Origin of the sequence: Microcystis sp. M144S2, assembly GCF_020246065.1 — a bacterium.
Lineage (GTDB): Bacteria > Cyanobacteriota > Cyanobacteriia > Cyanobacteriales > Microcystaceae > Microcystis > Microcystis ichthyoblabe_A.
On sequence record NZ_JADBTR010000048.1, the window covers coordinates 1 to 11,272 of the forward strand.

Sequence of the window (11,272 nt, forward strand, 5' to 3'; positions counted from 1 at the left end):
AAACTATCAACAACTTATGCTTGTAAAGCTTGTACAATAGGGCTTTGAGTTTTTGTTAGATTGATATTTATCAACTTTAGAGCATTGCTGGACAGAGAGGGAGCTTGGGGAATTTTCTACAGTGTAAGTTCGGAAGAACCAACAGGATTTATTATTATTTGCTCTCCTCTGAGGAATTTTTCACCGTTTCTTCTAGGAAAACTACCGGTTCTTTTTCCCGCTGCTGGGAGCGGATGATATCGATGGTACTTTTCAGCACACTAGCGATGGGAACTGCTATCAATAAACCGAGAATTCCTGCCACTTTGCCCCCGATAAAAAGAGATAGAATAATCCAGACGGGATTAAGTCCGATCATACCTCCCATTAACCGAGGGGCGATGACGTTATCATTAATTTGACCGACAATAACCGTCAGGGTCAAAACTTTTAATCCTAACCAAAAATCTTGAAACATCAGTAGGGTACTAATGCCAATAATGGTAAAAGCACTGGCAAAAGGAATTAGTGTAGTTAGACCGATCGCCACCCCGAATAATAGGGCATAATCGACCTTGAGAATCACAAAAACAAAGATTTGAGCAAGGCTGAGAATTCCCGCTAAAATGGTTTGACCGGCAAAATAGGTTTCAAAAGTTTGACGAATAATCGTTCTTAATTTGAAATTCCAGGGAGAGGGAATCCAGCTTAAAATTCCCTCCCAAATTTGTTCGCCATAGAGAACCAGAAAGACGGTTAGAACCAGAACAAAGAGAATGTTTAGGATACTGTTGATAGTTCCCAGTACAAAGCTCAGTAATTGAGTGCTAAGAGTTTGTAAAACATTGGTTAGTCGTTCCGATAACTGGGTGATTGATTGCTCGATATAAATCGCATATTTCTGAGTTTTATCCCACTTTTCTAAATTTTGTATCTGTTCGGTTCCTGACTCGATCCACTGGGGCAAACTATTGATTAAACTGCTTAATTGTTCGACAATCTGCGGAATTAAAATTAAACCTAAAACAATCAAAATTAATAGGGCAATTAAAAAGACAATAGCGATCGAACCACTGCGATTAACCCCGCGTCTTTGCAGCAGTTTGATGGGAACATCTAAGACAAAAGCTAGTAAACTAGCAGTGACAAAAATACTGACTAAGGGTTCTAGATAGCTAAATAATTGGAATAATAACCAACCATTGAGAAATAAGAGCGGAAAAACTAGACTTAGCCGCAACCAACGAGGTAGTTGCTTAAAAAGCTCTATCATATAACTAATTTTGTCCTGAGAGAGTATCGAGGTAAAAAGAGACTTTTCTAACCAGAAATCCTCTTTCAATCTACCATCTCCTCGCTACTTTTCTAGTCGCCAGTAACCTGGAAACTCTTATCCTAACTGTATGGAGCTAAGCGGATTCGAACCGCTGACCCCCTCAATGCCATTGAGGTGCTCTACCAACTGAGCTATAACCCCTTGAAGACCATTTTTGAATATAGCTTAAATAGAATTATTTTGTCAAGGGGGGACGAGAAAAAAATTTGTCAGACCAAAGGCGATCGCTGATAAGACAAGGGTGAAACAATCGCCCCCATTTAGACAGGAGCGGGAATTTGGGTTAAATAGGTTAAACAGTGACCCATGAGGAAATAAACTACTAACATAGCCACTGCCGCTGCTGCCACTAAGGTTCCCGCCAGCATCAAGGAGAACTCTTGCTGGTCGAAGGCTTGCTGCATCAGATGCAATGACCAAGCCACAAGACCGAGGTCAAAGATGAGAATCGGAACTAACATATTTTAAATTTTGTTAACTTTCCTCTATTCTAATACATAATTTTCTCCGGGGATAATCGAACGGAAGTTAAAAACAGGGATTTTTTGCCGGTTGCTCGCTCGGGGCTGTCAGCTGTCAGCCATGAGCTTTCAGTAATAGGTGTCAACCTTACTCTTCTAGGGTTGCAGCCTGAAGAAATCCTTATCCCAGAAAAGGGACTCAATCACTAGATTAAGTTCTGCAAATCTGGCTCTCATTTTCCCCGGCTAACGCACGGGTACTTGTTGATTTTGCAGATAATTTTTGACCTCAGCGATGGTTAATTGACCATAATGGAGCAAAGAAGCCAATAAAGCGGCTTCTGCCCGGCCTTCCGTCAATGCTTCGTAAATATGCTGACAATTACCCGCTCCTCCAGAGGCAATCACAGGAATCTCCACCCTTTCTGCGATCGCTTTTGTCAATTCCAGATCATAACCCGCTTGCGTGCCGTCGGCATCCATACTGGTAACTAACAACTCACCTGCCCCGCGTTTTTCCACTTCTTGGGCCCATAATAAAGCATCAATACCCGTATTTTCGCGTCCACCCCGAACATAAACCTCCCAACCGGGGTTATGCTCATCCTTACGTCGTCTAGCATCGATCGCCACCACAATGCACTGTTTACCAAAGCGATCGCTGGCTCGATCGAGCAATTCCGGCTCGCGCACGGCAGCCGAGTTAATGCTGACTTTATCGGCCCCGGCTCTTAACAAATTTTTAATATTTTCTAAGGATTGGATACCGCCACCCACGGTCAGAGGAATAAAAACCTGTTCCGCCGTGCGATAGACTACATCAATAATCGTGTCGCGATCTTCATGGGTAGCAGTAATATCAAGAAAAACCAACTCATCAGCCCCTGCCTGATTATACAAGCGGGCCAACTCCACGGGGTCGCCAGCATCCTGAAGATTGACAAAATTAACCCCTTTAACTACCCGACCTTTATTGACATCCAAACAAGGCAAAATCCGCTTCGCTAACATATCCTAGACTCTTGATTGTAACAATGGCCATCAAACGATCGCATAATTCCACCCCGGCTGCCGAGGAAAATCTGCTCACTCCCAATCCCACTATAGAAGAAACGGAAAAAGCAGAAGCGCAGATTCGTCCGCAATCCCTAGAGGATTATATCGGTCAACAGGACTTAAAGGCTAATCTAAAAGTCACCATCGCCGCGGCCAAAGCTAGACAAGAAGCGATCGATCATTTGCTCTTCTACGGACCGCCGGGGTTAGGAAAAACCACCATGGCTTTAATTTTAGCGGCTGAGATGGGAGTAAATTGCCGCATTACTGCCGCCCCCGCTTTAGAGCGTCCCCGGGACATTACCGGCATCCTGATCAATCTTCAACCCCGGGATATTCTTTTTATCGACGAAATTCATCGACTGAATCGGGTGACGGAGGAGTTATTATACCCGGCGATGGAGGATTATCGACTGGATGTGACGATTGGTAAGGGTCAAGCAGCGAAAATTCGCAGTATTTCTTTACCTCCCTTTACTTTAATCGGTGCTACTACCAAAGTTGGCTCTTTAACTTCGCCTTTGCGCGACCGTTTTGGCATGATTCAACGTCTGCGTTTCTATACAGCTGAGGAATTGACGGCAATTATCCTCAGAAGTGCCACTATTTTTAATATTCCCATGACTGAAGCGGGTGCGATCGAAATTGCCCGTCGCGGTCGGGGAACTCCACGCATTGCCAATCGTTTATTAAAACGGGTGCGCGACTATGTGCAGGTGAAGGGAGAAACTATGATTACCCCCCAGTTAGCCGCTGAGGGATTAAATCAATTAAATGTGGATTCTATGGGTTTAGATTGGACCGATCGATTAGTATTAAAGACGATGATCGAACAGTTTCAAGGCAGACCCGTGGGATTGGAAGCGGTAGCGGCAGCCACGGGAGAAGATGCCAAGACGATCGAGGAGGTGTATGAGCCTTATTTATTACAAATAGGTTATCTTAATCGTACTGCCCGGGGTCGCGTAGTGACGGCAGCCGCCTACGAACATTTAGGTTTACTGGCGAAATTGCCGAAAAATAATGATCAGAGTTTGCCTTTGTTTGAGTTATAGTTTTCTAGATATTACAGCGTTTCTCCGATAGATGAGGTACGGTTTCGCCACTGAAATCCTTACTTCGGCAAGGTTTAATCTATACTTCACCTTGACGAGAAAGGCTGTAGGAATAATCTGGTCGCTTCTGTCCCTTCTCAGTTAACAATTCTTATTGCGCTGACTAATTACAGCGTTTTAGCTCACTTGTGTCTTTAAATACTGCCTTGACTGCTTGAAATCACACAAGCCCTTGTGTAAAGACCGTATGATGAAGATCGTAGTAAGTTACATTGTTGTCATTGCTTGCCGCTTCTAATCTAGACTATGTTGGGATTGGTCAAAGCTATGCAATAGTGAGCTTTTATAGTCAATAATTTTTTAAGTCTGTTAACGCCCTATGTCTGTCCCAAATAAAGAAAATATTAAACTGGAAACTCTTACCCTGTTTCAAAAATACCAAAAAACAGGGGATAATAAGTTACGGGATCAAATTATACGGTTAAACCTAGGATTAGTCAGAAGGGAGGCTCATCATTGGGTCAATCAATGCCATGAAAACTACGAAGATTTAGTGCAGGTTGGCTGTATGGGACTAATTCGGGCGATCAAGCGTTTTGACAGCAGCAAAGGTCATGCTTTTAGTTCTTTCGCCATTCCCTATATTCGCGGCGAAATTCAACACTATCTGCGCGATAAGGGTTACACGGTTCGTATTCCTCGTCGTTGGTTAGATTTAGGCAGACAAGCGACAAATATGCGTCGGGATTTCCAAACTATCCACAATCGTCAACCCAATGATACAGAAATCTCCCTCGCTTTAAATATTTCGCTCGAAGAATGGCAAGAGGTAAAACTGGCTTTCCAAAACCGTGAACCCCTCAGTCTCGATGCGACGGTTAATAACGATGAAGATAATAATACTTGTTTAAAAGACCTCATTCCCGATCCCGGTTATCGCAGCTTTCAACTTTGTCAAGAGGATCGCATTCGTTTACAACAAGCACTGGCTCAATTAGAAGACAAAACCCGTCATATTCTCGAATTTGTCTTCCTGAAGGATCTTACTCAACGGGAAACCGCCGAACAATTAGGCATTAGTGTTGTTACCGTCTCCCGTCGGGTGAAAAAGGGTTTAGAAATGCTCAAGGAAACCATGCTCCAAGAAGCATTTTAGCCCAATTATTCGGTTATCATAGCAAGTCCGTTATTAACTCCCAATTCAACTTTAAAAACTCAGTTATGGATTTTTTTCCCTGCTCCGATGCTCCCCGCTTATCTTTGCTCCAATAGCAAGTAATTTAAAACCCCGGCTAAATATTCATACTGCTCGATCGAATTATAGTAGTGAGCAGAAATTCTCACAATTAATGATGCTTCTCCCCAGGGAATTATCGGCACTTCGATCTGATATTTTTCCCACAGTTGTCTAGATAAATCTTCTGCTGCCCAAGCATAACTAGGAATTAGAATTGAAGACATCGATCCGATCATTGATTCTGGACAGGGATAATTGACCTCTAAGGCACGACAAAGTAAATTTCTGGCTTTTAAAACCAAATTACGATTCGTCGCCATCAGACCCAGTAAACCATCAATAGAGAGAGAATTTAAAAACTCGATCGCTTTTGGCACTGATAAATAAGCGGTGGGATCATCGGTTCCCATCCAAGCAAATTCTAACTGAAAACGGGAGCGATCTTGTCGAGGGGAATTCGCTCCATGGCTAATAGTTAAAGGTCGAATTATTGCCTGTTTATCCCCGCGCACATAGAGAAAAGCTGACCCCTTGGGACTACATAACCACTTATGACAATTAGCAGTATAATAGGTGGGATTAATTGCCCCGATATTAAGGGGTAAAAAACCTAAAGCATGAGCGCCATCGATAAGAGTATCAATACCCCGATTATTTAATTCTTGCACAATTTCTGTGATTGGCCAAATTAAGGCCGTGGGACTGGTGACATGATCTAAAACTACTAATTTTGTCCGGGGAGAAACTGATGCTAAAATCGCTTGACTAATTTCTAAAGGAGACTGCACAGGAAAGGGAATTTTAGCGATAATTACCTTTAAACCCCATCTTTTAGCTATATGTTTAACTGCATTAGCACAAGCATTATAGGTCTGATCGGTGATCAAAATTTCCTCATTTTCCTGAAAAGTGAGAGAATTTAACACCGCATTTACTGCTGTGGTTGCATTGGGAACAAAGACTAAATCATCGCTATTTACACTGACTAAATCCGCTAACTTTTGCCTAGCAATATCTAATAAACCCTCTAATTCTCTCCCCAAAAATGCTAAAGGTTGTCTTTCCATTCGTTCCCGCAATTGTTGCTGATAATTCAAGACTATTCTAGGGGTTGCACCATAGGAACCATGGTTGAGAAAATAAATATTATCGGGAATTAACCAAGAGTTTTTGGACATATTAAATTAATTTGATTTTATTGAGAACTAGAAAAAATAGCTGAGAAATTGCCTATTATATTCAGCTTCTAACTACCTAGTATATTTATGACATAACCACCCATTTTAGATTAATCTCCCATGGGTTGAAAACGATGAATAATTTCAGTTATAAAAGTTTCTCCATCTATGAGAGGATGATTTTCTGGAGATTGATATTTTCCCGTTTTCACTTTCTGTTGGATTGGATGCTCTTGTGGTGGGGTAAGATGTAGGTTCATAGGTATTAGGACTATCTACTGAGAAAATCAACTTTATCTTAATTTTAAGCTAAAGATCGACAAAAAAAGCTCTCCAGGAAAAAGGAGAGAGGAGAGAACGAGTTAGAAAAAATTATTAATGTAACCATCCTTTCAGACGACGCGCGACTTGAGGACGACGTAATTTTCGCATCGCTTTAGTTTGAATTTGACGTACTCGTTCGCGAGATAAATTGAACATTCCCCCCACTTCCTCTAGGGTATAGGGTTGACTGGTAGCTAAACCATAACGGAGAGAGATAACATCTTTTTCCCGTTCGGTGAGAACATCACTTAAAACTGCGAAAATTTCTTGACGCATCATCATCTCATTCATTTTATCTTCGGGAAGTTGTAGATCATCATCTTCCAACAGATCCACTAATTCCGTATCTTCTCCTTTCCCTACACGATGATTTAAAGAGAGAGATTGACGACGCAATTGTAATAATTGCCGCAATTGTTCGGGAGTCATTTCTAGTGCTTCCGCAAGTTCCCGTTCATTGGGATTGCGCTGTAAATCTTGCTTGAGAATCCGCTGCGCTTTTTTGAGTTTATTGAGTTTTTCGACGATGTGAATCGGTAAACGAATTGTCCGCGCATCGTTAGCAATGGTGCGGGTGATTGCTTGTCGAATCCACCAATAAGCATAGGTAGAGAATTTATAACCTTTATTGGGATCGAATTTTTCGGCCGCACGGTTGAGTCCGATCGCACCTTCTTGAATTAAATCTAAGAAAGGAACCCCGCGATTTAAATAGCGTTTAGCGATAGAAACCACCAAGCGCAAATTAGAACGAATCATTTTCCGTTTAGCTGTTCTTCCCCGATAAAGACGGTTTTCCAGTTGACGTTCATTATCTAATTCTAAAGCGATCGCCCATTCCAGTTTCGTCGGAGGACGATGTAAATTTTCTTGCAGTTTTTGGCGCACTTCTTCCGCTTCCATGAGAAACTTAACCGAGTGGGCTAGTTCAATTTCTTCTTCCGCATTAAGCAGGGGATAACGGGCCATTTCTTTAAAAAATGCCCCAACAGTATCTTCATTGCTGCCTTTATCGTATCCCGTTCCACTACCTGCACGAGTGTTTTTTAGGGTTTCCGGTAAAGGTTCAGTCAGATCCTCGTCAGTTCTTTCAGCAAAATCCACGCTGTCTAGTTCTAAAGGATTTGTCTCCAGGGCAATGATTTGATTAAAATTATCATCGGCGGCCAGTTTAGAGATTTTCATAAGCAGTTATTGTGGGTATGGATGGAGCGGGATTATAATAGCGGGAAAAACTCAGTTTCCCCCAATGGGCTGATTGTTACATTGAATTTTCGGGGAGCAGATTTTTTAAACGTTTTCTTAATTAATGGCGGCAATTTCTGGGATATAATTGCGCGATTCTGTGTCGATGGTTACAAATCGCCGAACCAGACAATAAGATTTTCTGGTGAATGGGAGGAGCTTTTTGTGTTTCTACTCATACACTCTAACTAAGGTTTTTGGTATTTGACTAGGTAAGGATCACGCTTCTTAACAATCAAGATAGCAGTCAGCTTTTTATTACTATTCTTAGCTTTTTCTATTGAGAACCATTCTCACCTTTTGACTAACTATACTGGGATTTAATAGCTAATAGTCAATAGTTATCATTAACTTTATCAATGCTTAAGGGTGGATAAAAATTCTTTTGGGAAGACTTCACGGGCTAAAAATCAAAATTTGTGGGCAAAAAAGCCATATTTAAAGTGTTTTTGGAGAAAATTAACTGGTTTTATTCCCCTCAAGCTTTAAACTATAATTTAAATACCCCATTCTCCCCATCTCCCTATCACCCCATCTCCCCACTGACTATGCTCGATCGCCATGCTACCCTGACTGTAGCGGAACCTCGCACACCTTACCAATTAACCACAACTGGGCAACCGTGGTTAGAGGTTTTGGTAGATCGTCCTTATCCTAGAGATAGTCAAGAGGATCAGCAAATATTAACCTATAGTATCCCCCGGGATTTAACGGTAGAAATCGGCGATATTTTAAGCGTTCCCTTTGGTTCTCAGGTAATAGGGGGAATTGCTCTTAGATTTCTCGAAAATTTGCCCCCAGGACTAGAAGAAAATCAAATTCGTCCCGTGGAAGAGGTGATTGCTAAGGGCTTTTTCCCCGATAATTATTGGCAGTTATTGACGAAAATCGCCCAATACTACGCAACGGATTTAATCACCGTTGTTCGCGTCGCTTTACCTACGGGTTTACTGCGAAGTTCCCAACGTCGCATCAGATTAAAACCAGAAGCGATTCCCCCCGGTGCGGAAGTTTTTTGTACTCCCCTCTCCCGTCAGATTTTATCCCTGCTCAAAAATCAAAAAGAAGGCGATTATTCGGCGAAATACCTGCAAGAAAAGGTAAAAAATGCTAATTACGGTATCCGAGACTTAGTTAAGCGTGGTTGGGTAGAAAGTTATCTAGAAGCGCCCAAAAGTCCTAATATTAAACAAAAAAAAGCCATTACCCTGCTAATAACCGACTTTCCCTCTGATTTAACCGAAAATCAGCGCAAAATTGTCGAAATCTTACGCCACCAGGGAGGAGAAATGTGGCTGCCAGAATTGGCACAACTTGCGGGGACAAAACATTTTAAACCGCTCATTGACAAGGGTTATGTAGTTGTTCAGGATCGAGAATTTCTGCGCTTATCCTCGGCGATTATGAGCAGGGATCAACCAAAAACACTCACTTCTAGTCAAAAACAAGCTTTAGAAGCCATTCAAACCCTCAAAGGTGGTGAAAGCCTCCTCTTACACGGAGTTACAGGATCGGGTAAAACAGAAGTCTATCTACAGGCGATCGCACCTGTCCTAGCAGCGGGTAAATCTGCCTTGGTTTTAGTCCCCGAAATTGGATTAACACCGCAACTAACCGATCGCTTTGTGGCCCGTTTTGGCGATCGAGTCTATGTTTATCATAGCGCCCTCTCGGAAGGAGAAAGATACGATACATGGCGACAGATGTTGACAGGAACCCCACAAGTTATTATCGGGACGAGATCGGCGATTTTTGCCCCTTTACCCCATCTAGGCATGATTATCCTCGATGAAGAACACGATAGCAGCTTTAAACAAACCCAATTACTCCCCACCTATCACGCGCGTACCGTGGCTAAATGGCGCTCTCAATTAAACCATTGTCCCGTAATTTTAGGCTCGGCCACGCCATCCCTAGAAACATGGCTAGAATCCCAAGCTAATCCCCGTCTTTACCTATCTTTGCCCGATCGCATCCAAAATCGCCCCTTACCGCGGGTGGAAATCGTCGATATGCGACGGGAATTGCAACGAGGCAATCGTTCCCTGTTTAGTCAATCCCTGCGTTCATCTCTGGAAACCCTGCGCGACAAGGGAGAACAGGCAATTTTATTCGTCAGTCGTCGGGGTCATAGTACCTTTGTATCTTGCCGAAGTTGCGGTTATGTGCTGGAGTGTCCCCACTGTGATGTCTCTCTCTCCTATCACCACACCGAACCGGGAGCGCAAGAATTACTCCGCTGTCACTACTGCAACTATGGTCGCATTCATCCGAAACAATGTCCTGAATGCGGTTCTCCCTATCTAAAATTTTTCGGTACTGGCACTCAGCGAGTCACCCAAGAATTAAGCAAAGAATTTCCCGATTTGCGCTGCTTGCGTTTTGATAGTGATACCACCCGCAACAAAAATGCTCCCCGGGAACTATTAAAACTATTTACTGATGGTGAATACGATGTCCTAGTTGGAACCCAAATGCTCACCAAAGGATTAGATATCGAGCGAGTTACTTTAGTGGGAATTATGGCTGCCGATGGTTTACTTTATCACTCCGATTATCGCGCCTCCGAACGCGCTTTTCAAACCCTAACTCAAGTAGCAGGGAGAGCAGGAAGGGGAGAAAGAGAAGGAAAGGTAATTATCCAAACCTATACCCCCGAACATCCCGTGATTAGAGCAGTGCAAACCCACGATTATGAGGGTTTTGTCGAGACGGAATTAATGCAGAGAGAGAGTTTAAATTATCCTCCCTACGGCAGTTTAGTCTTAATTCGCTTTAGTGGTTTAGATGGAGAAGCAGTTCAGAAAAGTGCCGAAAATGTCGCGGAGGAATGTGTTAATAATTTCGGTTCCGATTGGGATATTTTAGGACCTGCACCAGCAACAATTATGCGCGTGGCTAACCGTTATCGCTGGCAAATTCTGTTAAAATTATCAGGAGACAAGGCTGATATCGGTGGTCTTTTGCGTCCTTTGAAAAGCTTAGTTTTAGCCAAGGTAAGTATGGCGATCGATGTTGACCCCTTAACTATAGAATAATCAAGGATGGATAATGCGCTCGCAACGCGCTCGCTACGCGAGATCGCCATTGCTCACGGATGCAACCAGTTATCTAAATCCGTCAAAGTGTCAAAGTCTAATAAAGCGAGTCCTAAGTCTTCTAACCGCTCCACAGGAAGGTTACGGATGGTTTCCTCAAGATTTTGCGGTATTTCACCGAAACGTCGTTGAAGAAGTCTAATAACCAACTTTAATGCTTCCTGCTGTACCCCCTCCTGAACCGCTTGTTCCCTATCCTGTTGGTAAAGTGGAGCTAAACGCATAATAAACTCCCTATCCTCCTGTGTTTTTTTCGATAACGCTTCTAAATTTCTACTCAAATTATACAATAAGTTTAAGGAA

Annotated in this window: 10 protein-coding genes and 1 tRNA gene; 3 read left to right on the top strand and 8 right to left on the bottom strand. The window is 42.6% G+C overall.

What is annotated here, in order from left to right:
- Window positions 1–154: 154 nt before the first annotated feature.
- The 4 genes from IM462_RS06450 to hisF all read right to left on the bottom strand — a co-directional run bounded on the left by IM462_RS06450 (window position 155) and on the right by hisF (window position 2,787).
- Complete coding sequence (locus tag IM462_RS06450) at window positions 155–1,252, bottom strand: AI-2E family transporter (RefSeq protein WP_125730944.1); 1,098 nt, start codon at window positions 1,250–1,252, stop codon at window positions 155–157.
- 131 nt (window positions 1,253–1,383) lie between these two features.
- A tRNA-Ala gene (locus IM462_RS06455) sits at window positions 1,384–1,456 on the bottom strand.
- 119 nt (window positions 1,457–1,575) lie between these two features.
- Window positions 1,576–1,776 carry a hypothetical protein gene (locus tag IM462_RS06460; RefSeq protein WP_287701706.1) on the bottom strand — a complete coding sequence of 67 codons (201 nt, stop codon included), beginning with the start codon at window positions 1,774–1,776 and terminating at the stop codon, window positions 1,576–1,578.
- 246 nt (window positions 1,777–2,022) lie between these two features.
- Window positions 2,023–2,787, bottom strand: coding sequence for an imidazole glycerol phosphate synthase subunit HisF (gene hisF / locus IM462_RS06465; RefSeq protein WP_149987110.1), 765 nt, complete (start codon window positions 2,785–2,787; stop codon window positions 2,023–2,025).
- A 23-nt stretch (window positions 2,788–2,810) separates the two neighbouring features.
- Here hisF and ruvB point away from each other — a divergent pair, with 23 nt between their 5' ends.
- The gene (ruvB, locus tag IM462_RS06470; RefSeq protein ID WP_287701708.1) at window positions 2,811–3,887 is read left to right on the top strand and encodes a Holliday junction branch migration DNA helicase RuvB; all 1,077 of its coding nucleotides are present in this window, start codon (window positions 2,811–2,813) and stop codon (window positions 3,885–3,887) included.
- A gap of 379 nt (window positions 3,888–4,266) precedes the next feature.
- Window positions 4,267–5,043, top strand: coding sequence for an RNA polymerase sigma factor SigF (locus IM462_RS06475; protein ID WP_287701710.1), 777 nt, complete (start codon window positions 4,267–4,269; stop codon window positions 5,041–5,043).
- Between the two features lie 98 nt (window positions 5,044–5,141).
- Here IM462_RS06475 and IM462_RS06480 read toward each other — a convergent pair whose 3' ends face one another.
- The 3 genes from IM462_RS06480 to IM462_RS06490 form a co-directional block, all read right to left on the bottom strand.
- Window positions 5,142–6,302, bottom strand: a complete 1,161-nt coding sequence (locus IM462_RS06480; protein ID WP_287701712.1) for an aminotransferase class V-fold PLP-dependent enzyme — start codon at window positions 6,300–6,302, stop codon at window positions 5,142–5,144.
- A gap of 110 nt (window positions 6,303–6,412) precedes the next feature.
- A complete protein-coding gene (locus tag IM462_RS06485; RefSeq protein ID WP_287701714.1) occupies window positions 6,413–6,562 on the bottom strand; it encodes a hypothetical protein in 150 nt (49 codons plus the stop codon).
- A gap of 115 nt (window positions 6,563–6,677) precedes the next feature.
- Window positions 6,678–7,811, bottom strand: coding sequence for an RNA polymerase sigma factor, RpoD/SigA family (locus IM462_RS06490; protein WP_287701716.1), 1,134 nt, complete (start codon window positions 7,809–7,811; stop codon window positions 6,678–6,680).
- A 608-nt stretch (window positions 7,812–8,419) separates the two neighbouring features.
- Between IM462_RS06490 and priA the strand changes: the two genes are divergently transcribed.
- Window positions 8,420–10,909 (top strand): primosomal protein N', encoded by a 2,490-nt coding sequence (priA, locus tag IM462_RS06495; RefSeq protein ID WP_287701720.1) that lies wholly within the window; start codon window positions 8,420–8,422, stop codon window positions 10,907–10,909.
- A 53-nt stretch (window positions 10,910–10,962) separates the two neighbouring features.
- Here priA and IM462_RS06500 read toward each other — a convergent pair.
- Window positions 10,963–11,272 (bottom strand): DUF4351 domain-containing protein (locus IM462_RS06500; RefSeq protein ID WP_287714971.1); only part of this gene is annotated, 310 nt, incomplete at its 5' end.

Bases quoted from the DNA above. Each gene is read 5' to 3' on its own strand.
- hisF (WP_149987110.1), bottom strand. From the start codon at position 2,787: ATGTTAGCGAAGCGGATTTTGCCTTGTTTGGATGTCAATAAAGGTCGG.
- IM462_RS06485 (WP_287701714.1), bottom strand. From the start codon at position 6,562: ATGAACCTACATCTTACCCCACCACAAGAGCATCCAATCCAACAGAAA.
- IM462_RS06475 (WP_287701710.1), top strand. From the start codon at position 4,267: ATGTCTGTCCCAAATAAAGAAAATATTAAACTGGAAACTCTTACCCTG.
- priA (WP_287701720.1), top strand. From the start codon at position 8,420: ATGCTCGATCGCCATGCTACCCTGACTGTAGCGGAACCTCGCACACCT.
- IM462_RS06460 (WP_287701706.1), bottom strand. From the start codon at position 1,776: ATGTTAGTTCCGATTCTCATCTTTGACCTCGGTCTTGTGGCTTGGTCA.
- IM462_RS06450 (WP_125730944.1), bottom strand. From the start codon at position 1,252: ATGATAGAGCTTTTTAAGCAACTACCTCGTTGGTTGCGGCTAAGTCTA.
- IM462_RS06480 (WP_287701712.1), bottom strand. From the start codon at position 6,302: ATGTCCAAAAACTCTTGGTTAATTCCCGATAATATTTATTTTCTCAAC.
- IM462_RS06490 (WP_287701716.1), bottom strand. From the start codon at position 7,811: ATGAAAATCTCTAAACTGGCCGCCGATGATAATTTTAATCAAATCATT.
- ruvB (WP_287701708.1), top strand. From the start codon at position 2,811: ATGGCCATCAAACGATCGCATAATTCCACCCCGGCTGCCGAGGAAAAT.